Source organism: Rhodococcus sp. JS3073, from assembly GCF_026810085.1.
Taxonomy (GTDB): Bacteria; Actinomycetota; Actinomycetes; order Mycobacteriales; family Mycobacteriaceae; genus Rhodococcus_F; species Rhodococcus_F wratislaviensis.
In genome coordinates this window covers 254911-278502 of record NZ_CP113952.1, presented here as the reverse complement: position 1 = coordinate 278502, position 23592 = coordinate 254911, and the positions used below count along the sequence as shown (strand labels likewise).

The 23592-nt window shown below is 66.9% G+C and carries 25 protein-coding genes and 1 pseudogene; 21 read left to right on the top strand and 5 right to left on the bottom strand.

The window, feature by feature from the left end; translation table 11 throughout:
• The first annotated feature begins 801 nt into the window (after nt 1-801).
• Both OYT95_RS39355 and OYT95_RS39350 read left to right on the top strand, forming a co-directional pair.
• Nucleotides 802-1028, top strand: a pseudogene (locus OYT95_RS39355) (hypothetical protein).
• Complete coding sequence (locus tag OYT95_RS39350) at nt 1021-1386, top strand: type II toxin-antitoxin system HicB family antitoxin (RefSeq protein WP_268792988.1); 366 nt, start codon at nt 1021-1023, stop codon at nt 1384-1386. The pseudogene OYT95_RS39355 and the gene OYT95_RS39350 overlap by 8 nt, the downstream one beginning before the upstream one ends.
• A gap of 160 nt (nt 1387-1546) precedes the next feature.
• On the opposite strand, the gene OYT95_RS39345 is transcribed toward OYT95_RS39350, so the two are convergent.
• Entirely contained in the window at nt 1547-1750 is a 204-nt protein-coding gene (locus OYT95_RS39345; protein WP_268792987.1) for a hypothetical protein, read from the bottom strand.
• A gap of 340 nt (nt 1751-2090) precedes the next feature.
• On the opposite strand from OYT95_RS39345, the gene OYT95_RS39340 reads away from it, so the two are divergent.
• The 8 genes from OYT95_RS39340 to OYT95_RS39305 all read left to right on the top strand — a co-directional run bounded on the left by OYT95_RS39340 (nt 2091) and on the right by OYT95_RS39305 (nt 7231).
• Nucleotides 2091-2357, top strand: a complete 267-nt coding sequence (locus OYT95_RS39340; RefSeq protein WP_268792986.1) for a hypothetical protein — start codon at nt 2091-2093, stop codon at nt 2355-2357.
• Nucleotides 2354-2680 carry a hypothetical protein gene (locus tag OYT95_RS39335; RefSeq protein WP_268792985.1) on the top strand — a complete coding sequence of 109 codons (327 nt, stop codon included), beginning with the start codon at nt 2354-2356 and terminating at the stop codon, nt 2678-2680. The genes OYT95_RS39340 and OYT95_RS39335 overlap by 4 nt, the downstream gene beginning before the upstream one ends.
• 296 nt (nt 2681-2976) lie before the next feature.
• Complete coding sequence (locus OYT95_RS39330; protein ID WP_268792984.1) at nt 2977-3534, top strand: hypothetical protein; 558 nt, start codon at nt 2977-2979, stop codon at nt 3532-3534.
• Nucleotides 3501-3872: a hypothetical protein gene (locus OYT95_RS39325; protein WP_268792983.1), complete on the top strand. Its 372-nt coding sequence runs from the start codon at nt 3501-3503 to the stop codon at nt 3870-3872. The genes OYT95_RS39330 and OYT95_RS39325 overlap by 34 nt, the downstream gene beginning before the upstream one ends.
• Complete coding sequence (locus OYT95_RS39320; RefSeq protein WP_268792982.1) at nt 3869-4249, top strand: hypothetical protein; 381 nt, start codon at nt 3869-3871, stop codon at nt 4247-4249. The genes OYT95_RS39325 and OYT95_RS39320 overlap by 4 nt, the downstream gene beginning before the upstream one ends.
• 122 nt (nt 4250-4371) lie before the next feature.
• On the top strand, nt 4372-5613 hold the full coding sequence (locus tag OYT95_RS39315) for a saccharopine dehydrogenase family protein (RefSeq protein WP_268792981.1): 1242 nt from the start codon (nt 4372-4374) through the stop codon (nt 5611-5613).
• Nucleotides 5614-6071: 458 nt separating this feature from the next.
• Nucleotides 6072-6317 (top strand): helix-turn-helix transcriptional regulator, encoded by a 246-nt coding sequence (locus OYT95_RS39310; RefSeq protein WP_268792980.1) that lies wholly within the window; start codon nt 6072-6074, stop codon nt 6315-6317.
• 221 nt (nt 6318-6538) lie between these two features.
• Nucleotides 6539-7231 carry a class I SAM-dependent methyltransferase gene (locus OYT95_RS39305; RefSeq protein ID WP_268792979.1) on the top strand — a complete coding sequence of 231 codons (693 nt, stop codon included), beginning with the start codon at nt 6539-6541 and terminating at the stop codon, nt 7229-7231.
• A 48-nt stretch (nt 7232-7279) separates the two neighbouring features.
• Here the strand turns inward: OYT95_RS39305 and OYT95_RS39300 are convergent, their stop codons facing one another.
• On the bottom strand, nt 7280-7690 hold the full coding sequence (locus OYT95_RS39300) for a hypothetical protein (protein WP_268792978.1): 411 nt from the start codon (nt 7688-7690) through the stop codon (nt 7280-7282).
• Here OYT95_RS39300 and OYT95_RS39295 point away from each other — a divergent pair.
• Nucleotides 7689-8027, top strand: coding sequence for a hypothetical protein (locus OYT95_RS39295; protein ID WP_268792977.1), 339 nt, complete (start codon nt 7689-7691; stop codon nt 8025-8027). The two genes, OYT95_RS39300 and OYT95_RS39295, sit on opposite strands and share 2 nt — an antisense overlap.
• 644 nt (nt 8028-8671) lie before the next feature.
• Here the strand turns inward: OYT95_RS39295 and OYT95_RS39290 are convergent.
• Complete coding sequence (locus tag OYT95_RS39290) at nt 8672-9895, bottom strand: acetyl-CoA C-acetyltransferase (RefSeq protein ID WP_268792976.1); 1224 nt, start codon at nt 9893-9895, stop codon at nt 8672-8674.
• 328 nt (nt 9896-10223) lie between these two features.
• Between OYT95_RS39290 and OYT95_RS39285 the strand changes: the two genes are divergently transcribed.
• Nucleotides 10224-10574, top strand: coding sequence for an AMP-binding enzyme (locus OYT95_RS39285; protein WP_268792975.1), 351 nt, complete (start codon nt 10224-10226; stop codon nt 10572-10574).
• 22 nt (nt 10575-10596) lie between these two features.
• Complete coding sequence (locus OYT95_RS39280) at nt 10597-11787, top strand: acyl-CoA dehydrogenase family protein (RefSeq protein WP_268789178.1); 1191 nt, start codon at nt 10597-10599, stop codon at nt 11785-11787.
• A gap of 461 nt (nt 11788-12248) precedes the next feature.
• Here OYT95_RS39280 and OYT95_RS39275 read toward each other — a convergent pair whose 3' ends face one another.
• Both OYT95_RS39275 and OYT95_RS39270 read right to left on the bottom strand, forming a co-directional pair.
• Nucleotides 12249-12938 (bottom strand): GntR family transcriptional regulator, encoded by a 690-nt coding sequence (locus tag OYT95_RS39275; RefSeq protein ID WP_268792974.1) that lies wholly within the window; start codon nt 12936-12938, stop codon nt 12249-12251.
• A 47-nt stretch (nt 12939-12985) separates the two neighbouring features.
• A complete protein-coding gene (locus OYT95_RS39270; protein ID WP_268792973.1) occupies nt 12986-14155 on the bottom strand; it encodes a CaiB/BaiF CoA transferase family protein in 1170 nt (389 codons plus the stop codon).
• A gap of 283 nt (nt 14156-14438) precedes the next feature.
• On the opposite strand from OYT95_RS39270, the gene OYT95_RS39265 reads away from it, so the two are divergent.
• The 8 genes from OYT95_RS39265 to OYT95_RS39230 all read left to right on the top strand — a co-directional run bounded on the left by OYT95_RS39265 (nt 14439) and on the right by OYT95_RS39230 (nt 23434).
• Nucleotides 14439-15143 carry a GntR family transcriptional regulator gene (locus tag OYT95_RS39265; protein WP_268792972.1) on the top strand — a complete coding sequence of 235 codons (705 nt, stop codon included), beginning with the start codon at nt 14439-14441 and terminating at the stop codon, nt 15141-15143.
• A 493-nt stretch (nt 15144-15636) separates the two neighbouring features.
• Nucleotides 15637-16107, top strand: a complete 471-nt coding sequence (locus OYT95_RS39260; RefSeq protein ID WP_268792971.1) for a MaoC family dehydratase — start codon at nt 15637-15639, stop codon at nt 16105-16107.
• A 31-nt stretch (nt 16108-16138) separates the two neighbouring features.
• Nucleotides 16139-18079, top strand: a complete 1941-nt coding sequence (locus tag OYT95_RS39255) for an AMP-binding protein (protein ID WP_268792970.1) — start codon at nt 16139-16141, stop codon at nt 18077-18079.
• Nucleotides 18080-18092: 13 nt separating this feature from the next.
• Complete coding sequence (locus OYT95_RS39250) at nt 18093-19256, top strand: acyl-CoA dehydrogenase family protein (protein WP_268792969.1); 1164 nt, start codon at nt 18093-18095, stop codon at nt 19254-19256.
• A 113-nt stretch (nt 19257-19369) separates the two neighbouring features.
• Nucleotides 19370-20533 (top strand): CaiB/BaiF CoA transferase family protein, encoded by a 1164-nt coding sequence (locus OYT95_RS39245; RefSeq protein WP_268792968.1) that lies wholly within the window; start codon nt 19370-19372, stop codon nt 20531-20533.
• Nucleotides 20530-21321: an enoyl-CoA hydratase/isomerase family protein gene (locus tag OYT95_RS39240; protein WP_268792967.1), complete on the top strand. Its 792-nt coding sequence runs from the start codon at nt 20530-20532 to the stop codon at nt 21319-21321. The genes OYT95_RS39245 and OYT95_RS39240 overlap by 4 nt, the downstream gene beginning before the upstream one ends.
• Complete coding sequence (locus OYT95_RS39235) at nt 21318-22541, top strand: CaiB/BaiF CoA transferase family protein (protein ID WP_268792966.1); 1224 nt, start codon at nt 21318-21320, stop codon at nt 22539-22541. Before OYT95_RS39240 ends, OYT95_RS39235 begins: the two co-directional genes overlap by 4 nt.
• Nucleotides 22538-23434, top strand: a complete 897-nt coding sequence (locus OYT95_RS39230) for an HpcH/HpaI aldolase/citrate lyase family protein (RefSeq protein WP_268792965.1) — start codon at nt 22538-22540, stop codon at nt 23432-23434. The genes OYT95_RS39235 and OYT95_RS39230 overlap by 4 nt, the downstream gene beginning before the upstream one ends.
• The last annotated feature ends 158 nt before the right edge of the window (nt 23435-23592 follow it).

Here is a 23592-nt window from a genome sequence, read left to right as displayed (position 1 = left end):
GAACGAATGCTCAGCCGACACGGCATAGAGATCGGCTACGCCACAGCTGTTCTGGTGTGGTCGGGCAAAAACGGATCCAAACGTGCCCTCACTTCAGTCGAACGAACGGCCTTGCTCTCCGCTGCAGTCAGTGCGGTCCGAAGCTGACCCGGTCGGCTTCCCCGGCAGGCTCTCGCTTTCGCCCTCGCCGCCCTACCCGATGTGGGAAACAAGACGTGTATTCCGCTGTCCGGGGTGGGTGTGGCCCCGGTGGTCTCCTACGCGTCGCGATTTCGGTGATAGCGCGCGCAGCAGTAGCTCAGGTCCAACTCGATGACCCGCCTGTTAAACCTCGCAACGGACGCCACCCCGCGGGAGAACCCGATCGGCAGTAGGTCGTGGTCTTCGAAACAGCGGCTGCGCACAATATTACGGCGCTGGACCGGACATCGCCCGGTAATCGACAGCGGCGACACGCCGGACGAAGCATGAACTTATCGACCTGCGGGATGGGCCGAGCGTTCGGGGCGTCTGCTGCATTCCGGGGTAGTCGATTTACATTATCTCCGTTACCGGCAATCGGGGAATACTTGCCGGACGGCCTATTTGGCTCTACTGCGCGGTCCGCGCGGACGCGGCTGTCGGTGGTATTCCGCCATCCTGATCCGATTGCCGGTGGGCTCGGCGGTCGCCGAAATTTTCAACGCTGCCGTGTGGGTCGATCGAACTCGTCAGCGACGTTGGCCCGAGCGCTGCCTCCAGAGTGGTATCACTGGTGATACCATATTGGTAATGTCGAAGCAGGCAAAACTCCTCGCGAGGATGCGCGCCAGTCCGCAGAGCGTGACCTACACCGAGCTGTTCAACTTCTGCTGCGACGTCTTCGGGGATCCACGCCAGCACGGCACCTCGCAGTGTTCAAGACGCCGTGGCCCGGCGACCCCCGGGTGAACATCCAGAAAAGCAAAGGCGGCAAGGCCAAGCCCTACCGGGTCGACCAGGTCCTCGCCGCTTACGACAAGATCATGAAGGAGGCGGACAATGGCTGACGCATCGCATTACACCTACCGGGTGAGCTGGTCGGAACCGGACAGCGAGTTCGTCGGCACCGTCGCCGAATTCCCCTCCCTGTCCTGGCTCGCCGAAACCCAGAACGAGGCACTCGACGGCATCATCACCGTCGTCCGCGACGTCCTCGAGGACATGGCGAGCACCGGTGAGAAGCCGCCCGTGCCGATCGCGGACCGCTCCTACAGCGGCACCTTCACCGTGCGGACCTCACCCCGGGTACACCGCACTCTGGCGGTCGAGGCCGAGGAGCAGGGCGTCTCGCTGAATCTGCTGGTCAACCAGAAACTCTCCGTCCCGGCCCCAGGCCGCGGCACCCCCGACGTGAAGGCAGGCTGAGGGGGCGAGCAGTCACATCGCAGTCCGCAGGTCTTCCGTAGCCTCCCGCACTGTGATCAGGGATCACCAGATGGCGTACTGACCGTTCTCGCGGCGACGCGACGCCACCGGGGCGGTGTCCCACCGTCTGCGGGCCTGGTGGGCGGGCAGGCTGGTGGCTTCACCGATCCGCCCGCTCGGCTCCGGCCGCACGGGCGCGAGCAATGTCCTCGGCGAGGTCGAAATGCGCCTGATGCGCGATCGCGATCCGTACCAGCACCCGCTCCTTCACCGAGTCCGCGGCGGTGCTCCGGTGCGCGTACCAGGCCCTCGAACCCGGAGTGGGAGCGGCCATCACCCGGTCCGCCAGGCGTTCGAGCAGCATGTCCGCCTTCTGCGTCAGCAGTCACGCCGCATCGGCAATCGCCGAACTCGACACCGCGCTCTCGCCCATGCCGCGCAGCGTCACGACGAGGTACGACACACCCTGGAGGCCGACGGCAACAAACGCAGCCCGCAGGGCCATGAGCTGAGCGATGCGAGGCCGCACCGGCGCCGGTGACCACTCCCGGTCCGATGGAATCCCGCGGCGGCGTTCTCGTAGCCGGGAAGTGCGGCGCGATCACCGACCCGCCCAGGGCCCGCCGTGCTGCTCGGCCGCCGGCGCCATGACACCTTGTGGCGAGACTTCACACCCGCCGAATTTTGGGAGGACCCGCGCCGACATGACCACTTGGACCCTCTGGATCGGCGCCCTGCTGGTCGTCGGCGGCTCGGCCGCCCAGCTCGCACATCAGGCAGCGGCGGCCCGCGCCCTCTGGGTACTCGCCGTGCTCACCTTCGTGGCCACGACGGTCGGGGCGGTGACCACGTCCGAGCTCTCGCTGCCCCTGGTAATCACTCTGGTGGCCGCGATCGCGGCGACCGTCGCCCTGATCGCGGTCACCCGTGAGCCGACGAGGTCCGCGGCCGCGCGAAACGGCGCCGAATGATCACCGCGGTCTGTGCGATGGTTCTCGGTGTACTGCTCGGGGGATCGGAGCTGGCCGACCGTTGGCGCACCCGCCAGTCTGAGCGGGCGCGGATCGACGAGATCGCCGCCGGTCTGGACCGCTTCCAGTGGTGGGTGCTCGAGGACCTCGCGGAGGCCCGCCAGGCGTTCCTGTACCGGGACCGCGCATCCGGGGACGTGGAGGTCCGGGCGTTCATCGCGGCCCGTGAGCGTGCCACCCGGTGCGGGATCCCGGACGAGGTGGCGGTGTACCGGCTGGCCGACCAGATCATCCAAGACCGGAACAGGCACGCCCTGAGGTAGGTCAACAGACATCGATAGGCGGTTCCGGCAGTTCCGCGGTGGCCGTTCTGCACGGTCGACGACGACGCCGTCGATCATGACGTGCGGTGGCCGCCGCAGTCGCGCCGGCACCGGCGGGGTTCACGGGGCCGTTGTACCGCAGGCCCGATGTGAGCGGTGAACGTTCCGGCAACCCCCGGCGGGCCCGGGGGACGTGTCATCCCTGCACGTGAAGGGCCCTGGTCCGCCGAGTTCGAGACCGTGATGTGCCCGGTGGGCCGACCGGGGTAGGGCAGCCGGCCTGGGGGAGCACCTGGTTGGCCGCCCGGGCCGGCGGATACGGCACGGCCCGGCGGTGGTCGTCGCCGGGAGCAGTGCGCGCACCCGTGTTCGTGTGCGAACATATGTTCGACGTGTTGGTGATCGGAGGTGTGGTGGAGGCTCGAGCGGCGGTGGATCCGAGGGCCGACCGCATCGAGCAGCTGCGCCGGCGGATGGACGCGATCCCGGCGCGCTCGGCCGGGCCGCCCCGGGTGGGCCGCGGTGACCCGCTTCCGGTGGGGGAGCGGCCCGCAGCGGCGGGCATCCGGACCCTCCCGGTGGCGGGTCCGTTGGCGGAGTTGCTCGTGCACCGGGGGCTGGTGCGCGGCACCGTCGCACAGGTCACCGGTCCGGCGTCGCTGCGCGCGAGCCTGCTGGCGTCGGTGACCGGTTCCGGTCACTGGGCGGCCGTGGTCGGTGAACTGACCCTCGGCCTGCTTGCCGCCGTCGAGATGGGTGCCGACCTGAGCCGGTGCACCTTCTCCCGGATCCGGGAGACGACCCGATCGCGATCGCCGCGGTGTTGGTCGACGGACTCGACCTGGTCGTCGTGAGCCTCGGTGGCCGGGGCATCCCACCGAGCCGGGTCCGGGCGGTCACCGCGAGGGCCCGGAGGGCCGGGGCGGTCCTGGCCGTCGACGGGCGCTGGCCCCATGTTGATGTCCGGCTGCGGGCGGAGGTGGCCGGTTATCACGGACTTGCGGGCGGCCAGGGGCGGGTGACCGGCCTCGACCTGGATGTCGAGGCGGTCACGCGGGGCCACCGGCCGCGCCGACACCGGATTACCGTCGCCGGCTGCGGCGGGCACGTCGAATGGACCAGCACCACAACATATCCCGTATCATCGGCAACCCTGTCAGTGGCGGCGCCGGAGTTGCGGGTCGCGCAATGACCGGGCCCGCCGGCCTGGAGGATTGGAGCGAATCGTTTCCCGGCGCCCCCGCCCTGCGCCGCCTCGACGTCCCCATGGCGGTGGTCGTCGACATGGCCCACGTCCTGCCCGGACCGTCGGGTTTCACCCGCGCCGACGCCTTGCCGCTGCGGGTCCGCGCTGGAGCGATTCTTCTGGAGGCGGAGATGCCCGGGACCTTGCATTCCTGGCTCCGCGTCGCGGCGGACGGCCGCTGGCTCGCGCAAGTCTGTGTGCCGGTCCGCTCCGCCAACGGACGCGGGCACCTCGACCTCTGGCTGTGGGTCGAATCCGCCCACGTCACACCACAACCCACCACACCCCACAACAGGACGACGCCTTCCAAAAACGGTTCCTGAACTGGGCAGATGACACGTCCCCCGAGGCGGTGTCGCGGATGTTCTCACCGGCCCCATATGTGAGTATTTCGGTAACGGGTACCTGTTCCGCTGACCCGGGTGCGCTTGTAGGCTGTGCGGCCATGACCGACAGCGACCGCGAACTCGATCTCGTCCTCTACGGTGCCACCGGCTTCGTCGGCAGGTTGCTCGCCGACTACCTCGCCCGCACCGCCCCGGACGGGGTGCGGATCGCGCTCGCCGGACGCACCCGCACCAAACTCGAGGCGGTCCGCACCACCCTCGGGCCGCGGGCCGCGCACTGGCCGATCCTGATCGCCGACTCCCAGGACCGGATCGCGCTCGTCGAGTTGGCCGCCCGCACCCGGGTCGTCGCGACCACGGTGGGCCCCTACGCGAAATACGGGGCCGAACTCGTGAACGCCTGCGTCGCCGCCGGCACCGACTACGTCGATCTGACCGGGGAGGTGCTGTTCGCCCGGGACAGCATCGACGCCCACCACGACAAGGCCCGCGCCGGCGGGGTGCGCATTGTGCACTCCTGCGGGTACGACTCGATCCCCTCCGACCTCGGCGTGCACGTGCTGCACCAGAAAGTTCAGGCCGACGGTGCGGGGGAGTTGGGGGAGACCACGTTGGTGGCGTCGCTGCGCGGCGGCGTCTCGGGCGGCACCATCGACTCGCTGCGCACCCAGATCGACGCCTCCCGCCCCGACCCCGCGCTGCGCCGGTTGGCCGCGTCCCCGTACTCGCTGAGCCCCGACCGCACGGCCGAACCCGACCTCGGCCGCCAATCCGACATCGCGATCGTGCGCGGCGCCGATATCGCCCCATCGGTGCGGGGGTGGACGGCACCGTTCGTGATGGGCGCCTACAACACCCGGGTGGTGCGCCGCACCAATGCGTTGCGCGGCTATGCGTACGGGCGCACCTTCCGGTACAGGGAGGTGATGAGCGTCGGACACTCTCGGCTGTCCCGGCTCTATGCGGGCGGTGTCGCCGCCGTGCTCGGTGGCCTCGTCCTCGGGCTCGGTGTCCGGCCCACCCGGTATCTCCTCGACCGCGTCCTCCCGGCCCCCGGCCAGGGCCCCAGCGAAAAGACCCAACGTGCCGGGTTTTTCGTCATGGACATCTACACCACCACCACGACCGGCGCCCACTACACGGCACGCGTGGCGGGGGAGGGGGATCCCGGCTACCGGGCCACCGCGGTCATGCTCGGCGAATCCGCGCTGAGCCTGGTCCTCGGCCGCGACCGGCTCCCCGATACGGCCGGCGTCCTCACCCCGGCCACCGCCCTCGGCGACGTTCTCGTCGACCGACTCCGAGGTGCCGGCCTGGAGATCTCTGCCCGCACGCTCTGACGCGATGCGTTCTCGGGCGTCCGATCTTCGTGCATCGGATGGAACCGGCGCGGTGAACCCGATGGCCTCGCTCGTTGCTCGCGTGCATTGCGCTGCCGGTGTTGCTAGCAATGCACGCACTGCTAGCCGTGCACGCTGTGCGAGCACTGCTAGCGGACGACGGTGGTGTCTGTGAGAGCCTCTGCGGTCGCAGGCGTATGAAGCGAAGGGGACGTGTCGTCCATCCTGGTCACGGGCCTCACGGTGTCGAGGTGGACCGCCGTTTCGCCCCGCGGTGTCCGCCCGCCCCGGCAGGGTTGTCGGACGGCATCTGTTCCAGGTTTCGCACCTTGCAATGCATCGCTGTATTGTTTGATGAGTATGGACCTGCGCACGGTACCCGCCGGGCGGGGCCACGAGGCCGCACCGACCGCCCCGGCAACCCACCGGGGGAAGACCCGAAAGGACACTCGTCCACGATGGCGAACCCGCATCGACTGACCACCGATCAGGTCCTCGCGCTGATCAAGGCGGAAACCGGTACCGAGTTGTCCGCCACAACGTTCCGCGGCTACGTCACCCGCGGGCAAGCGCCGGCGCCGGTGGAGAAGATCGGCCGCACCCCACTGTGGAAACGCTCGGACATCATCCAGTGGGCGAACAACCGGCCCGGCCAAGGGGCACGCACCGACCTCCCCAAATCCCGCCGCCGTCGCACCGACTGATCAATTTTCATCCCTGCCGGGCACCGAATGTTGCCTTTAGCAGCTAAATGAGCTGTTGTGCAACAGAATCGGGACGCAAGACGGGTGGGTCTCGACTGGGGGAGTGGAGATGGGAGAGAGGTGCCCAGGCGACGCGGACGCGCGGGACCGCTACCATCGCCTCTGGCCCAGCGGGGGACCAACTTGGCTACACATATCGACGATCAGGGGGAAACGGACACATGGCAGTTGAGGTCACGCAGGCGGAGCAGGACGGCGCCAAGAAGTACAGCCCGATCGTTCTGGCCGCCTACGACACGTTCGTGCTGCAGTGGAGCAACACCTACGCCTGGCGCTGCCCCCGCGAACGGCTCCTGACCCACTACGACACCCACCTCGGCGGCCGGCACCTCGACATCGGCCCCGGCACCGGCTGGTACCTCCACCACGCCACCTACCCCACCGCGGCGCCCGAGATCACCCTGATGGACCTCAACACCAACACGATGGCGATGACCACCGGAAGGCTCGCCGACCGGAACATCACCCCCGCGGTGCACACCGGCAGCATCCTCGCCCCCATCGACCCCACCGTGGGGGTATTCGATTCCGTCGCAGCGAACTTCGTGTTCCACTGCGTCCCCGGAACCTGGGCGCAGAAGGGGACGGCGTTCGGGCACATCGCCCGGGTCGTCGCCGACGACGGGGTGTTCTTCGGCTCCACCATCCTCGGGACCGGAGTACGGCACAACCTGTTCGGCCGCGCCCTCTGCGCCCTCTACAACGGACCGATCAAGGCCTTCGACAACAGTGCCGACGACCCCGGCGGCCTGCGTACCGCACTGTCGGCCGCATTCGAGACCGTCGACATCACCGTCATCGGAACGGTGGCGGTTTTCGCTGCACACCGGCCGCGGCGCACCCCGGCCCAGTAGTGACGACGAACGGCCCACCCCCAGTGAAACGCACGCACCGACCCGGTCTCACTCGGGGCGTACGTCGCCGCCGCGCAGCAGCTGCGAGCGGCGTTGATACCGCTGGCCGAGTGTGGTCCCGAGCGGCGTGCCCGGATGGACGGCGAGGTTTTCGAGCATGCACGCCGGGCCCGGACACGCTTCCTCTCGTCCGCGTCCGGGTCGGCGCGCCGGGAGCGGAAGCTCGCTGCCCACTGGGAGAACGCCGCCGCGTTGCGGTCCCGGCACGGCCGGGACGCCTTTGTCCGCGCCGAAGACCTGGGCAACCGCTTGATCTCCCATCTCGCCGGAGGCCGGCGGCCCACCCTGCGCGAGATCCACGAGCTGGAAGACGCCTGCGCCCACGCGTGCGCCCTCGACCGGCGGCCACGGTCGGAGTTGTTCGGCACCCCCCAGGTTCTCCGGAAGCAGATCCACCATGAGGTCCCCGATCGTGGACCAGGCCGCATTGCGATGGCGGATCCGCCGTGACCTGACTGGGTTGACCCTCGAGAACGCGCTCGCCGGCACCGGCACCACCCGAGAGGCCGAGCGCCATCTCGCGCCGTGGCTCAAACAAGCCGCGGCCGCCCTCGACACCCCGATGAGCATCGAAGGCCTCGAGGACATCGCCGCCCAGTGGCGTGGGCGTCGCGCCCCCTACCTGCTGGCGAACCCCCGACTGGGCAGACGTGCTCATCGCCCCGCCGGTTCCCCGTACACGCCCGTCCTGGTGGTGGAAACTCACCCGCGGCGAGGAACCCCACCGGCCCGGTAGTCCACGTGCGTCGTCGATTCTGGACCGCATCTCCCCGAGGCGGAGGGGGCGTGATGATTTGCCTTGTCGGGGGGTTCGGTCAAGATGGCCCCGAGGAGGACGTCATGACCGCACCCGAGCGCACCCCGCAGCAGTGGGCGCAGGACATGCTGATGCCTGGGCGCTCGATAATTGTCGATACCGTTATCTGCGCACGCACCTGTCTCACTGTTCTCAAGGTCGCGTATGCATCCCGAAGCAGCGTTCTGACAATAGGTGAAGGCCCCCGATTGTATAGCTGCACTATCGATGCCACGCCTCTACCGTGATTACGGGTCTATCGGGTGGACGACGGCAAGCCGGTCTGCCGCCGTTGTCGTTGCGCGGGAGCTCGGTCGCCGGACTGGAGCTGTCCTGATCGTCCACCGATTACGGAAACCGCGGGGAGAGACTTGTCGGCTGTACTTCGCCGTTCGATCTAGACCTCACGGATCCGGGTTGACCTTGACGGCCAGAATAACTTGCATCCTCTCGCTCGGGATCTGCGGGCAATTGCTGCATAGAAACATGCGCAGCGACTGCGGTTGAAAATAGCAGTTCAACCAGCTTTTTCGACTGTTGAACATCAAGGAATATCGCCGCCAGGTCTATCGGGCGGGAAGCGGCTAGAGGTTGACGTTCTCGAACACGGCCGCGATGCCCTGCCCACCGCCGATGCACATCGTCTCGATGCCGTAGCGGTCCTGGCGGCGGTCCAGTTCGCGGAGCAGATTGGCCAGAATGCGACCGCCGGTGGCGCCGACGGGGTGACCGAGGGAGATGCCGGATCCGTTGACGTTGAACCGGTCTCGCATGTCGGACTCGTCGAACTTCCACTCCCGCGCGCACGCCAGGACCTGCGCTGCGAACGCCTCGTTGATCTCGAGGAGATCGATGTCGTTGAGGGTGAGCTTCGCCCGGGTGAGAGCCTTGTCCACGGCCGGGACCGGGCCGATGCCCATCCGGTTCGGCTCCACGCCGGCGACACCCCAGCTGACGAGCCGGGCGAACGGCCGCAGTCCCAGACGTTCCGCGTTCTCGGGGGTGGTCACGATCGCGGCGGCGGCCGCGTCGTTCTGACCGCACGCGTTGCCTGCGGTCACGGTCGCCTCCGGATCGACGCGTGATCGGATGGGCCGCAACGCCGACAACGACTCGGCCGTGACGTCGCGGCGCGGGTGTTCGTCGGTGGTCACGACGACGTCAGCCTTGCCGCGCTTGCCCGGCACGGTCACCGGGATCGTCTCGGCGTCGAACAGGCCGCCGTCCTGAGCGCGGATCGCACGCGCATGAGATTCGGCGGCGTACGCGTCCTGCTCCTCGCGGCTGATCGAATACTCCCGGCGCAGGTTCTCCGCGGTCTCGATCATGCCGCCCTCGACGGGGAAGTTCACGCCACCGGAGTTGGTGCGGGGCTTGGCCAAGCGGTCGTGGAACTCCACCGAGGCGCCCTTGACGCCCCAGCGCATACCGGTGCTGTAGAACTCGGTCTGGCTCATCGACTCGGCGCCGCCCGCGATCACCAGATCGCTCATCCCGGTCTGTACCTGCATGGCCGCGTAGATCACCGCTTGGAGCCCGGAGCCGCAGCGGCGGTCGAGCTGGATGCCGGGCACGGTGACGTCGAGGCCGGCGTCGAGCGCAGCGATCCGGCCGATGGCCGCCGCCTCGCCGTTGGCGTAGCCCTGACCGAAGATGACGTCGTCGATGTCGTCGGACGTGAGCGACGTCCGTTCGATCAGACCCTTCAACACCGTCGACGCGAGGGTGGTGACGGGGACGTCGCGGTACATGCCACCGAATCCCCCGACGGGGGTGCGGACAGGTTCACAGATCACTGCTTCATACATGGGTTCAGAGCGCTTTCTTCGCTTCGCGGACGAGGCCGCCACCTACGACAGTCGCTGGATATCTTGAAGTTCTAGTCACTCACTTCACGGTCCAGCCATGACTGAAATATCCGACAACACGACGTTCATGTCAAATTCGGGTGCATTGGTGAAAAACGTTGGGAAAAGCCAGATCCGATGCATAGGAGGAGGGAAACTGTCGGTTTCCTTCAGCGTCTTTGACCGCGGCGGCCCGAGGTACTTCAATAGGTGTCAGTGTCCGGAGGAATTGTCCGGGCATATTCACGAACAATGAAATTTCCCGGCGAGATGGAACTCGATATTCGACATGGTTGGCAGACCTGAGGACGCACTCCTCTACAAGGGCTACACCGTCGATCCGCACGAATTGGAACAGCTGTTGCTGTCACGACGAGGCATTCTCGACGTCGTGGTGGTCGGCCGCTCCGTTCCCGGGGTCGGGGAGATGCCCGTCGCTTTCGTGGTGGCAGAAACCACGGCGCGCATCACCGCCGAGGAACTGATCGAGTTCGTGGCGGCCACGGTGCCGCCGTACAAGAAGGTGCGCGAGGTGGTCTTCGTCGACGAGTTGCCCCTGTCCCCACGGGGTGCGGTCCTGCGGTCCGCGTTGGGCGACCGTCTGAACGACGTGCACGCCGAGCAGAGCACGGAGAAATGATGAATACGGGACAGGTGGAATAATGACACGACTGGCGCAGACCGCCGGGCTCACGGACACCCAGGGCGAGATCGTCTCGGCGGTACGCGAGTTCGTGGACAAGGCGATCATCCCGCAGGCGCAGGAGCTCGAACACTCCGACACGTACCCGACGGCGATCGTCGAGCAGATGAAGGAGATGGGCCTGTTCGGGCTCACGATCCCCGAGGAGTACGGCGGGATCGGGGAATCCCTCCTCACCTATGCACTGTGCGTCGAGGAGATCGCGCGGGGCTGGATGAGCGTGTCCGGGGTGATCAACACCCATTTCATCGTGGCGCACATGATCGCCAATCACGGCACACCCGAACAGAAGGCTCACTACCTGCCGCGCATGGCGACGGGTGAGCTGCGCGGCGCGTTCTCGATGTCCGAGCCCGAACTGGGTTCCGACGTCGCCGCCATCCGGACCAAGGCGGCCCGGGCAGCGGACGGCAACTACGTGATCGACGGCCAGAAGATGTGGCTGACGAACGGCGGGTCGTCGACGCTGGTGGCGGTGCTGGTCCGCACCGAGGAGGGTGCGGCGAAGCCGCACGACAACCTCACGGCGTTCCTCATCGAGAAGCCCGCCGGGTTCGGTGAGGTGCTGCCCGGGCTCACGATCCCCGGGAAGCTCGAGAAGATGGGCTACAAGGGCATCGACACCACCGAGATGGTGTTCAGCGGCTACCGGGCCGCGGCCGACACGATCCTCGGCGGCGACCCGGGCCGCGGCTTCCGGCAGATGATGGACGGCGTCGAGGTCGGCCGCGTCAACGTCGCAGCCCGCGCGTGCGGGATCGCCCAGCGCGCGTTCGAACTCGGCGTGAAGTATGCGAAGACTCGGGAGACGTTCGGGTCGCCGATCGCCGAACACCAGGCCATCGCCTTCCGGATCGCGGAGATGGCGACCAAGGTCGAGGCGGCACACCTGATGATGGTCAATGCCGCGCGGCTCAAGGACTCCGGCGAACGCAACGACGTCGCCGCCGGGATGGCCAAGTACCTGGCGAGCGAGTTCTGCTCGGAGGTCACGCAGGACAGCTTCCGGATCCACGGCGGCTACGGCTATTCCAAGGAATACGAGATCGAACGCCTCATGCGGGAGGCACCGTTCCTCCTCATCGGCGAGGGAACCAGCGACATTCAGAAACAGATCATCAGCCGCGGGCTGCTGCGTTCGTACAACTGACCTGTCAAGCCGCAGGTCGAGGCTCCGGAAGCGTCGGCTTCCGGAGCCAAGATTCGGTCGACCATGAGCGGCAGCATTGGCGGCGAGATAGTCGATATTCGTGACCTTTGTGATCGGGTTGGTACCGAGAATGTAGGTGCCGGTAGGGTCCGGTTCGCTGCCAGGTGTCCTATCTCAGGCATCGGGCACGGGCCGGCCAAGCGGGGGCACGCGCGGGATGTATGGATGAGGTGTTGGGGGAGTCGGATGGGGCTGACACAACATGGGGCTGAAGCGTGCGCCGTCACCCCGACCACGTCGCCTCAGGCGAAGCCGACAACCCTTTCGGTGATGGGCCGGGGTCCGGGTCGAGTCTGCCGGGACGGCGAACGCTGTCGCGACGACCGCCGGAATCCGCACGTTATCCAGAGGGATAGACAGAACATAGGCGATAAAGATCGCGGAGTGGCGTCTCGCGTGGATCAGATCACTTGAGCTCCGGTTCCCGCCCAGAGACCACGCAGTTCGAGTTCGGCGATCAAGTGATCGGCTCCGTCGAGGATGTGTGCTTCCATGAGAGCTCTGGCCTTGTTGGAGGCGCGTCTACTCAGGGCGTCGAGTAGGAGAGGGTGGTCGACCTCTGTGGTCGAAATGTGACCGTCAACGGCGGCGTACAGGCGGTTTGGCAGGTTCGTGACTACCGAGTCCAACAGTCGGGCGAGCCGGGGTGAGTCCGCGGCGATGTTGATCTTGCGGTGAAAGGTGTGGCCTCGTGAGGCGATTTCGTCGCCGTCCCTTCGCGTGATCGCTCCCTGATGTTCTTCGAGACTCATTCTCAGATCGTCGATCTGGTGACGGGTGATGCGCTTGGCGGCTCGCGACGCCAGTTCGCCTGCTAGCTGGGCCTGTGCCCAGAAGAGATCGCGGACGTCTTGCCGGGTAAACGGAAGTACGAGGAACCCCCGTCGGGGGACCGTCTCGACGAATCCTTCGCTGCGGAGTGTGAGGAGTCCTTCTCGGACGGGCGTGGCGCTTACTCCGAAGGCGTTGGCCAGCGGTTCGATTCGGAGGAATTCACCGGCTCGCACTTGCCCGGAAATAATCATCTCACGTACGTGTGTGGCGACTTCCTCAGGGAGTTGTTGTCTTGTGGACGTGGGGGCCTGCGGCATGGAGGTCGCCTTCCGGAGTCTTGGACCATGGGGGATCGCGGGTGGGGCTACGGCGCGTACAGCACACCGTCGCGGAGCAACGTGTCGATCGTCGTTTCGTCATACACCTCAGCGGCAACCGCGCGCGTGTGTTCGCCCACGCGAGGAGTGGACCCGGTGCGGCTCGGGCGTGCACCGTCGAATCGCCAGGGGGAGCGGAGCAGCGCCGGCCCCTCGTCCTGCGGTTGGAGGAGTTCGAGGAACTCGGTTTGCGGGTGTGTCGCAAACTCGGACATGCCGAGCACGGGTGCGAATGGGACGTCGGCGTCGGTAAGGATTTTTTCCCACTGCTCCGCGGTCCGGGTGCGGAACTCGGCCGTCACGACGGACACCAGTTCGGAGTAGTGCTGTACCCGGGATGGGTAGTCCGAGAAACGTGGGTCGTCGAGTAGGTCAGGGCGTCCGATGGCGTCGGTGAGTGAACGCCAGAATTTCTGCGAGGACGACAGATGGATGGCGATCACACCCTCGGAGGCGGTGGGGAGGCAGAAGTTCTGGGCTTGGGGATGTCGTGATTGACGGTGTGGATCGGTCCCGTCGTCGTACATCTGGGTGAGGGCGTCGACGGTCAGTGCACTGACCGCCTCGAGCATCGAGGTTTCGATTCGCACCGCCGTCCCGGTCTGTGCCCTGGCGACGAGCGCGGCGAGGATACCGGTTGCGCCGACGAATCCGGTGATCAGATCGGCGATGCACGTGCCCGACAGTTGCGGCTCGCCGGCGTCGCCCATCACGGTGTACATCCCTCCGAGGGCTTGTCCGATCGTGTCGTAGGCGGCGCGATCAACCAGAGGACCGCCGCTGCCGAATCCCGTGACGGAGGTGTACACGAGGTCTGGGTTGACATCACGGCAAGGGCCGGGGCCCAAACCGAGTGCAGCGAGTTTGCCCGGCCGGATGTTTTCGATCAAGACATCGAACTTCGGCAGCAGGGCACGAACCAGATCCACGCCCTCCGGGCGTTTGACGTCCACCGCGATGCTCTTCTTCCCGGCGTTGTACTGGACGAAGTAGGGGCTGCGATGATCGAGGTCACGCCGAAAGTCGTCACCGCCCTGCGGCTTCTCCACTTTCACGACCTCGGCTCCCAGTGCGCACAGGATCGAGGTGCTGTATGGGGCGGCGATGTAGCCACCTATCTCGAGGATTCGGATGTGTTGCAAAGGTTTCGGACTCATCGAGTACCTCGTTCTGGAAAGGATGCGCCATCCTGGGACCGCTGCATCGGCTCGCCTGGCAGACATGGAAAGTAAGATCATATATTACGCATCATGGTGTCCTCTGACTAGCCTGATGGGGTCGGTGCAGTGCCATTCGAGAGTTGAGCGCTGCCCTTTCGCCCGATTGGACGGCGCTTCTCGTGGTGCTGACGTTCACACAAGGGTGTGGGTCGATATCGCATATCATGCGGGAAGTGGAGTAGTGTGCGGCTGGACGAAACGATCTGGTTGGGAGCTCGAGATGACGGTGGACGCACGCGCGCACGGTGCGCGCAACGCTAATCGGCAGCAGGGTTTGCCTGAGCAGGTAGCCAGCTACGTGCGCGAACGGATCTTCTCGGGCGAGGTCAAGCCCGGTGAGTTTCTGCGCATGGAGCCGATCTGCGAAGCGGTCGGAGTCAGCAACACCCCCGTTCGGGAGGGTATGCAGCTGTTGCGAAGCGAGGGCTTTGTGCAGATGGTGCCTCGGCGTGGGTTCATTGTCGCGTCATTTACCCGGCGAGACATCCGCGACCTGTTCTGGGCGCAGGCCCAGCTCGCCGGCGAGCTTGCGGCACGGGCGGCCGCAAGCATCAGCTCGGAGCAGTTGGCACGGCTCGACCAGATCATGGCGGAGAACAAAGAGGCCGTCGCAGCTGGTAACAGCCAGCGGATCACCGATCTGGGGCACGAGTTCCATCGTCAGATCAACCTTGCTGCCGATTCGCACCGGCTGGCGCTGCTGCTGGGGTCGGTGGTCAAGCACCTCCCCAACCGTTTCTACGCGACGATCGAGCAGCAGGTCGACGCCACCGTGAACGAACATCCGCAGCTGGTGGAGGCCTTGCGGACAAGGAACACCCGCGCGGCCAGGTCCCTGATGAAGAAGCACATCGCCACCACCGCTGATCATCTGATCGCCAAGCTCGAAGAGCAGGGCATGTGGAGCGACGACACCGCCAAGTAGCGCCGTAATTGTCGACAGCGCCGGCAACCGCGCAGTTGACGTACTTTCTTTCCCCAAGCCGGTCTCGGCCCCGCTCGGCGCGCCTATTGCTCCGCGTCCTCGCTGTCGCCTGATAGTTGTGGATCACCGCCGGCGGACGACCGCTGGTTTCGACGCGGATCATAGGGCCCATACCACTTACGTTGCTCTGTGATGCCCGCATTTCGGTGGGTCGTTGTGCCGCCGATTCTGACCTTCGTATGTACCACCTCCGGTGTGCGCAAGGGCCTGACCTCGCCTCGGAACAGTGTCGCCCGAGTACCGGTGGCTCTGGTCGGCGGGTGACCGAAGACGACCCTTTTCGGCCGAACCGGTGGGGGCCAGGCCCAACCGCACCAGGTCCGCGATGCGCAGCTGTCCGTAGAGCCACGATTGACACGCATCATATATTGTGTAACATGCGATATTACGTGAGCTTGTTCCGGCGGATACCGCCGAATCGAAAGGACTTCCCATGCCCGGTATGTACTTTGAAGAGCTCGAGCCGGGTTTGGTCATCGACCACCCGACCCGCCGCACCGTGACTGAGACGGACAACGTCTTGTTCAGCACGATGACGTTGAACCTGGCGCCGCTGCATCTGGACGCGGAATACAGCAGGGGCTCGATCTACGGGCAGCGTCTGGTCAACAGCCTGTTCATCCTCGGCCTGGTGTCGGGTATCTCGGTGCCAGAGACCACGCAGGGCACCACGTTGGGCAACCTCGGCTACGAGGACGTCAAGTTCCCCAAGCCGGTGTTCCACGGCGACACCATCCGGGTGCGCACCGAAATCATCGACAAGCGGGAATCGAAGAGCCGCAACGACTCCGGCGTGGTCCAGTTCCGGCACTACGGCATCAACCAGCGCGACGAGGTCGTGTGTGAGTGCCGCCGCGCCGGGTTGATGCTCAAGCGCACCGCGACCGAATCGGTCAACGCCTAACCCGTCGCAGGCGTTTCGAGAAGGAGCGGGTATGACGAAGAGTCAGCAGGATGACACCGCACAGTACGCGTGGGTGCCGAGTGAGTCGGAAGTCGCGCGCAGCCGGTTGCTGACGGCGATGCGGCGCTGGGGTCACGCGGACATCGACGAGTTGAACCGGTCGGCGGTTGCCGACCCGGAACGGTTCTGGCGCAATGTCGTCGACGATCTGGAGATCACCTTCGACGCGCCGTTCGAGAGGGTCCGTGACGAGTCCGACGGCAAACCGTTCCCGCGGTGGTTCACCGGCGGGCACCTCAATGTCGCGAACCTGTGCGCGCACCGGCACGCTGTCGGTCAACTCGTGGACAAGACGGCGGTGGTTTACGAGGGGGATAACGGGCAACGGCGGACGTTGACCTACGCCGAACTGGATCGGGAGGTGCGCCGGTTCGCGGCGAACCTGACCCAGCTCGGCGTCACGCGCGGGGATCGGGTGGTGCTGTTCGTCCCCGTGGTCCCGGAGGCCGTGGTCGCGTTTCTGGCGATCGCGATGATCGGCGCGATCTCGGTGCCGACCTTTTCCGGGTACGCGCCGGACGCGCTGGCCACCCGGCTGCAGGACTCCGAGGCGGTCATGTTGATCACCGCGGACGGCACGACCCGTCGCGGCAAGCCGGTGCCGATGAAGGAGACCGCGGATCAGGCGCTCGAATCGGCGCCGTCGGTCCGCACCGTCGTCGTCCTCCGCCACCTCGGCACCAATGTCGCAATGGCCGAGGGTCGCGATGTCTATTTCGACGATCTGGACCCGAATCCGGCACCGGTGGAGACGGCGGCGACCGAGGCGAACGACCCGCTCACCATCGTCTACACGTCCGGTACGACGGGTCGCCCGAAGGGGATTGTGCACTCGCACGGCGGTTTCGGGGTGAAGGCCGCAGTGGACTTCGCCTACGGGTTCGATGTCCATGCCGACGACGTGGTTTCCTGGGTCACCGACCTCGGGTGGTTGGTGGGCCCGCTGTTGATGACCGGGCCTTTGCAGCTCGGTGCCACCATCGTGATGGTCGAGGGTCTGCCCACCTACCCGGCCGCGGACCGGATGTGGGAGATCGTCGAACGCAACGGGGTCACCGTTCAGGGCATCGCCCCGACCGCGGCCCGCGCGTTGATGGCGGGCGGCGACAGAGCGGTGCGCGAGATGCCCACGCTGCGCTCGTTCGTTTCCACCGGGGAAGTGTGGGACGAGCCCACGTGGTGGTGGCTGTTCCAGGAGGTCGGGCGGACGCGCCGGCCGATCATCAATTACAGCGGCGGAACCGAGGTCGGCGGCGGCATCGTCATCGGGTACCCGTTCCTGCCCACGGCCGCCGCCGCGTTCAACGGGGCGCTGCCCGGTGTCGATGCGGTCGTCCTCGGGGAGGACGGTGCGCCCCTAGTCGGCGAGGTGGGGGAGCTCGCCGTCCGGAACACGTTCCCGGGCATGACCCACGGATTCTGGCAGGACCGTGACCGGTACCTCGAAACGTATTGGAAGCGGTGGGACGACGTGTGGGTGCATGGTGACCTCGCCAGCGTCGACGCGGCCGGGGTGTGGCGGATCCATGGGCGGTCCGATGACACGATCAAACTGTCGGGTCGTCGGGTAGGTCCGGCGGAGATCGAGGCGGCGCTGCTGCGGGATCCGCGGATCGTGGAGGTCGCGGTGATCGGGGTACCGGACGAGCTGCGTGGTCAGCGTGCCGTCGCGTTCGCCGTAGTACGCGACGACGGCGTCGACCTCGACGATCTGCAGGCCACGGCGCTGCGGAACGCCGGTAAGTCCTTCGCCCCGACCGTCCACACGGTGGCGACGCTGCCGAAGACGAAGAACGGCAAGATCATGCGCCGCGCCATCCGGTCGCGGTTCCTCGGAGACCCGGTCGGGGACATGTCATCACTCGACCCGGCCACCCCACTCGAAGACATCCCCGTATTCACGGGTTCATAGAAAAGGACAACCGATGAGTGAGACCGACCAGAGCAACGTCGAAGTCGTTCGCGAGGCGACCCGCGCGCTGGCACGCAAATTCGACAACAACTATTGGCTCGACAAGGACAACAAGCACGAGTACCCGTGGGACTTCGTGAAGGCCTTCGCCGCCGGAGGCTGGCTGGGCGCGATGATCCCGGAAGAGTACGGCGGCATCGGCCTGGGTCTCAAGGAGGCCGCCGTGATGATGGGCGAGATCTCCGCGTCGGGCGCCGGCATGAGCGGCGGCTCGGCAGTCCACTTCTACGTCTTCCCGCCGGCACCGATCGTGCGCTACGGCTCGGAGGAGATGAAGCGTGAGTACCTGCCGAAGCTCGCCAGTGGCGAGATGCTCATGGCGTTCGGTGTCACCGAGCCCACTGCCGGCGTCGACACCTCCCGCATCAAGACCAAGGCCACCAAGATCAACGGCGGCTGGGTGATCAACGGCCAGAAAGTATTCATCACCAACGCCAAGAACGCGCAGCGCATCCTTCTGCTCGCACGCACCTCACCGCGACGCGACGACAAGCCGCTGCACGGCATGACCCTGTTCTTCGCCAACATGGACCCCGAACGGATCACGATCCGCGAGATCGACAAGCTCGGCCGCGCCGCGATCGACACCAACGAACTGTTCATCGACAACCTCGAGGTCGCCGACCACGAGGTGGTCGGCGAGGTCGACAAGGGCTTCTACTACCTGCTCGACGGCTTGAACCCGGAGCGCATCTGCGTCGCGATGGAGGGCATCGGCCTGGGCCGCGCCGCCCTCGACCTGGCGACGAACTACGCCAACGAGCGCATCGTTTTCGACCGGCCGATCGGCAAGAACCAGGCCGTCGCACATCCCCTGGCCGATTCGTGGATCAGGCTCGAGGCCGCCGAAGGCATGGCCATGAAGGCGGCCGACCTGTTCGACGCCAAGCAACCCTGCGGCGCCGAGGCGGCCGCAGCCAAGTACCTCGGTGCGGAGGCCGGCTTCGAGGCCTGCGACCGGGCCTTCTCCACCTTCGGCGGCTACGCGTACGCGAAGGAGTACCACATCGAGCGCCTGTGGCGTGAGGTGCGGCTGCTGCGCAACGCCCCCTTCTCGCAGGAAATGGTCCGCAACTACATCTCGCAGCAGGTGCTGGGGCTTCCCCGCTCCTACTGATGTCCGACTCCCGAGGTCCCGCTGATCCGACAGGGGACTGCGGGCCGGCCGTCGGCCGCGGCGAACTCAGCCGCGTCCGGCGGCATCCACGAACACCTCAGGGAGTGAACGATATGAGCGGACCCCTCGGCGGATCCCGAGTACTGGTGTTGTCCGGCATGGGCCCGGTGCCCTATGTGTCGATGTTGTTGGCCGACATGGGTGCACAGGTGGTGCGTGTGGCGCGGCCGACGCACCGCTCGGCGCGTTCACTGAGCCAGACCGACGGTCTGCGGGACGAGCATGACGTGGTCAACCGCGGCGTGGAGACCGTGGCGCTCGACCTCAAAGACCCGCGCGGCGTTCAGACGGTACTGCGGCTCGCTGCGGCCGCGGACGTCTTCGTCGAGGGCTACCGCCCTGGCGTGGCCGAGCGATTGGGTCTGGGACCGGAGGTGGTGCTCGGCCACAACCCGGCGATCGTCTACGCGCGATTGACCGGCTACGGGCAGAGCGGGTCGCGAGCGCACGAGGCGGGACACGACATCAACTATGTCGCCCAGTCGGGTGCGCTGCACGCACTGGCTGGAAACGGGGAGCGGCCACGGCCACCGGTCAACCTCCTCGGCGACTACGCGGGCGGCGGAGCCATCGGGGCGTTCGGGATCGTCTGCGCGCTACTGGAGGCGACGAAGTCCGGGCACGGGCAGACCGTCGACGTCGCCATGGTCGATGGTGTAGCCCTGCTGACCGCCAAGCTGCAGGGTCTGAGGGCGGCGGGACTGTTCGCCGATGAGCCGGGCACCAACTGGATCGACTCCGGAGCACCGTTCTACGACACCTACCGATGCGCGGACGGCCGCTACCTCGCGGTCGGCGCGCTCGAACCCGACTTCTACCAAGAGTTCCTCACCGGCCTCGGCGTCGAGACTGCCCACTGGCCCGACCAGAACGACCGCACGCGGTGGCCACACTTGCGGGAGTTCATCGCCACGGCGATCGCCGGGCGAACGCGGGACGAGTGGGAGTCCACCTACGCCGGCACCGACGCCTGCGTGAGCCCGGTACTGAGCTTCGACGAGGCGGCCGAGGACCCGCACAACGCCGAACGCGGCCTATACCAGCGAGTCGGTGGGGTACTGCAGCCGGCGCCGGCGCCGCGGCTGAGCCGGACGCCCGCCCGCGGACCATCGGTGCCGCGAACCGAACAGGTCGCGGCCGCCGACCTGCTCGACGCGTGGGCGGCTCCCAACCTCCAGCCGAACAATCTTCTCGAGGAAGTAGGGGTACAGCAGTGAAGACGTATGACGAGTTCCCGACGTTGGCGATCGATCGTCCGTCGGATGGGTTGTTGCGGATCGTGCTCGACGGGCCGGATCTGCATGCGGTCGGTGCGGACATGCACCGCGAGCTGGCGGATGTGTGGGCGGCGATCGCCCGGGACGAGTCGGTGCGTGCGGTGCTGATCCGCGGCGCCGGCGACCGCGCCTTCTCCGCCGGCGGCAGCTTCGACCTCATCGACGCGATGGTCAAGGACCGGGATACCCGCACCCGTGTGATGCACGAGGCCCGCGATCTGGTCCGCAACATCATCGAATGCCCGGTACCGATCGTCTCCGCGATCAACGGGCCCGCCGTCGGGGCCGGACTGGTCGCCGCCCTGCTGGCGGATGTGTCGGTGGCCGGTCGGCGGGCGAAGATCGTCGACGGGCACGTGCGGATCGGGGTGGCCGCCGGCGATCACGCCGCCATCTGCTGGCCGCTGCTGTGCGGGATGGCCAAGGCGAAGTATCACCTGCTCACCAACGAGGTCCTCACCGGCGAGGAGGCCGAACGGATCGGGATGGTCTCGGTGTGTGTGGACGACGACGCCGTGCAGGACCGCGCCCTGGGCATTGCCGAGAACCTGGCACGCGGATCCCGCAGCGCGCTGCGGTTCACCAAGCACGCCCTGAACAACTGGTACCGGCAGGCGATGCCGCTCTTCGACGCCTCCCTGGGCCTCGAATTCTACGGCTTCGGCGGCCCGGACGTGACCGAAGGTATTGCCTCGCACCGCGACAAACGTGAGCCGAGGTTCACATGAGCGGGCCGTTGGACGGGATCACCGTGCTGGGCCTCGAGCAGGCCATCGCCGCACCGCTGTGCACCCGGCACCTGGCCGACTTGGGCGCCCGGGTCATCAAGATCGAGCAACCCGGGGTCGGGGACTCGACCCGGCACTACGACCGGGCGGTGCGCGGGTTGGCCGCGCACTTCGTGTGGCTCAACCACGGCAAAGAGTCAGCGGCGCTGGACCTGACGGCGCCCGCCGACCACGACCTGCTGCACGAGTTGCTCGAACGGGCCGACGTGATCGTCAGCAACCTCGCCCCCGGTGCGTTGGACCGGCTCGGTCTCGGCGTGGACGAGCTGGCCCGGCGGTACCCACGCCTGATCATCGTCGACATTTCCGGGTACGGGCGCGGCGGACCGCTCGATCACAAACGAGCCTACGACCTGCTCATCCAGGCCGAGGCCGGGTCCTGCACCATCACCGGCCTGCCCGGGCAACCGGCCAAACCGGGGATTCCGATCGCCGACATCGGCACCGCACTGTATGCGTACTCGGCCATCCTGGCCGCGCTGTACGAGCGGGAGCGGACCGGGCGCGGCGCGGTCATCCCGATCGCGATGCTCGACGTGGTCGCCGAGATGATGGGTTTCGCCCTCAACCAGGTGATCCACGGCGGTGCCGAACCCGAGCCGGTCGGCATGGGCTCGCCGATGGTCGCCCCCTACGGGGCCTACCCGACCGCAGACGGCCTGACCGCGGTGCTCGGCACCACCAGCGACCGGGAATGGCGGCGCCTGGCCGCCGACCTTCTGGGCCGCCCGGACCTCGCCGACGACCCGCGGTACGCCCGCAACGACGACCGCGTCCGGGAGCGCACCGCACTCGACGCGATCGTCGCCGCCTGGTGCGCGCAGCGCACCCTGGCCGAGATCCAGCAGGCCGCCGATGCGGCCGGGATCGGCAACGCCCGACTCAACGGGGTCCAGGGCCTCGCCGAGCATCCGCAACTGTCTGTCCGCGGCCGCTGGCGCAACGTCGACACCCCGGCCGGCCCGGTCCCTGCCCTGGTGCCGCCCGCCCTTGCGCAGGGGTGGACGGTGGCAGCGGGCCGGGTCCCGGAGTTGGGCGCCGACACCGACGCCATCCGGACGGAGTTCGCGAGCATGAAACCGACTGCCGCAATCAGCGGTGTGCGGCCGCAATCACGAGTCTTGACGCAAGATTTCACACATATTGGGAGAAAGCCATGAGACCGCTTCGTTCGTTGTTGTTCGTGCCCGGGCATCGGGAGGGGTGGGCCGAGAAGGCTATTGCCGCCGGTGCCGACGGCCTGATCCTCGATCTCGAGGACTCTGTACCCGAGCACCTGAAGGACCAGGGACGCGCAGTGACCGCCCGGACCATCGCGCAACTACGGGACGCCGGGGCGGATGTCGGACTGTACGTGCGGCTGAACGCACTGGACACCGGGATCACCGGCGACGACATCGCCGCTGTCGCCGTCCCCGGACTCGACGGCTTCGTGCTGCCGAAAACCTATGGGCCCCAAGATATCGTCCGGTTCGATGCCCTGGTCACCCATTTCGAACGGGCCAACGGCGTCGACGCCGGCAAACTCGAGTTCATCTGCTGCCTCGAGACTGCGGAGGCGTATGCGAACTGCGAGAAGATCGCCGTCGCCTCGCCTCGGGTGGCGACCCTGTTCGCCGGGACCGCCCGCGACGCGGACGTGTCCAGGTCTGTCGGGTTCCAGTTCACCCCGTCCGGGGAGGAGACCCTGTATCTGCGCAGCCGGGCCCTGCTCGCCGCCCGCGCCAACGGTCTCGAATTCCCGTTGGTCGGGGTGTGGCAGGACCTCACCGACCACGACGGGGCGCGGAACTTCTCCGAACGCAACCGCGAACTCGGCTTCCGCGGCCAGGTATTGATCCACCCCTCGCACATCGCCCTCGCCAACGAGGTGTTCAGCCCGTCCGACGCCGAAACCGCGTTCTACTCGGGCATGATCGAGGCCTTCGAGGCCGCCGAAGCCCAAGGACTCGCCGCCGTCCGCTACGAAGACATGCACGTCGACTACGCCCACATCAAAACCGCCCGCGAGATCCTCGCCTACGCACACAGCCTGAGCAGAGTGACCGCCTGACCTGGCGTCGTGCGATATGTGAGCCGGATGGTAATCAGGCTCAACCTAGTTCGGCTGCGGTGAGAAATCCTGGTCCCCGGGGCAATCGTGGCCCGTGCTCCAGTACATCTGCCTCCAGGGCCTCCGCATGCAGCGGGGGCCCCGGAAGTCGTCGCTCT

Excerpts from the sequence above, each read along its gene's own strand:
- OYT95_RS39350 (WP_268792988.1), top strand. The coding sequence starts at position 1,021 with ATGGCTGACGCATCGCATTACACCTACCGGGTGAGCTGGTCGGAACCG.
- OYT95_RS39280 (WP_268789178.1), top strand. The coding sequence starts at position 10,597 with ATGACACGACTGGCGCAGACCGCCGGGCTCACGGACACCCAGGGCGAG.
- OYT95_RS39295 (WP_268792977.1), top strand. The coding sequence starts at position 7,689 with ATGAGGTCCCCGATCGTGGACCAGGCCGCATTGCGATGGCGGATCCGC.
- OYT95_RS39260 (WP_268792971.1), top strand. The coding sequence starts at position 15,637 with ATGCCCGGTATGTACTTTGAAGAGCTCGAGCCGGGTTTGGTCATCGAC.
- OYT95_RS39285 (WP_268792975.1), top strand. The coding sequence starts at position 10,224 with ATGGTTGGCAGACCTGAGGACGCACTCCTCTACAAGGGCTACACCGTC.
- OYT95_RS39275 (WP_268792974.1), bottom strand. The coding sequence starts at position 12,938 with ATGCCGCAGGCCCCCACGTCCACAAGACAACAACTCCCTGAGGAAGTC.
- OYT95_RS39245 (WP_268792968.1), top strand. The coding sequence starts at position 19,370 with ATGAGCGGACCCCTCGGCGGATCCCGAGTACTGGTGTTGTCCGGCATG.
- OYT95_RS39300 (WP_268792978.1), bottom strand. The coding sequence starts at position 7,690 with ATGGTGGATCTGCTTCCGGAGAACCTGGGGGGTGCCGAACAACTCCGA.
- OYT95_RS39265 (WP_268792972.1), top strand. The coding sequence starts at position 14,439 with ATGACGGTGGACGCACGCGCGCACGGTGCGCGCAACGCTAATCGGCAG.
- OYT95_RS39235 (WP_268792966.1), top strand. The coding sequence starts at position 21,318 with ATGAGCGGGCCGTTGGACGGGATCACCGTGCTGGGCCTCGAGCAGGCC.
- OYT95_RS39290 (WP_268792976.1), bottom strand. The coding sequence starts at position 9,895 with ATGTATGAAGCAGTGATCTGTGAACCTGTCCGCACCCCCGTCGGGGGA.
- OYT95_RS39320 (WP_268792982.1), top strand. The coding sequence starts at position 3,869 with ATGACCGGGCCCGCCGGCCTGGAGGATTGGAGCGAATCGTTTCCCGGC.
- OYT95_RS39315 (WP_268792981.1), top strand. The coding sequence starts at position 4,372 with ATGACCGACAGCGACCGCGAACTCGATCTCGTCCTCTACGGTGCCACC.
- OYT95_RS39250 (WP_268792969.1), top strand. The coding sequence starts at position 18,093 with ATGAGTGAGACCGACCAGAGCAACGTCGAAGTCGTTCGCGAGGCGACC.
- OYT95_RS39340 (WP_268792986.1), top strand. The coding sequence starts at position 2,091 with ATGACCACTTGGACCCTCTGGATCGGCGCCCTGCTGGTCGTCGGCGGC.
- OYT95_RS39255 (WP_268792970.1), top strand. The coding sequence starts at position 16,139 with ATGACGAAGAGTCAGCAGGATGACACCGCACAGTACGCGTGGGTGCCG.
- OYT95_RS39230 (WP_268792965.1), top strand. The coding sequence starts at position 22,538 with ATGAGACCGCTTCGTTCGTTGTTGTTCGTGCCCGGGCATCGGGAGGGG.
- OYT95_RS39335 (WP_268792985.1), top strand. The coding sequence starts at position 2,354 with ATGATCACCGCGGTCTGTGCGATGGTTCTCGGTGTACTGCTCGGGGGA.
- OYT95_RS39345 (WP_268792987.1), bottom strand. The coding sequence starts at position 1,750 with ATGCTGCTCGAACGCCTGGCGGACCGGGTGATGGCCGCTCCCACTCCG.
- OYT95_RS39310 (WP_268792980.1), top strand. The coding sequence starts at position 6,072 with ATGGCGAACCCGCATCGACTGACCACCGATCAGGTCCTCGCGCTGATC.
- OYT95_RS39305 (WP_268792979.1), top strand. The coding sequence starts at position 6,539 with ATGGCAGTTGAGGTCACGCAGGCGGAGCAGGACGGCGCCAAGAAGTAC.
- OYT95_RS39270 (WP_268792973.1), bottom strand. The coding sequence starts at position 14,155 with ATGAGTCCGAAACCTTTGCAACACATCCGAATCCTCGAGATAGGTGGC.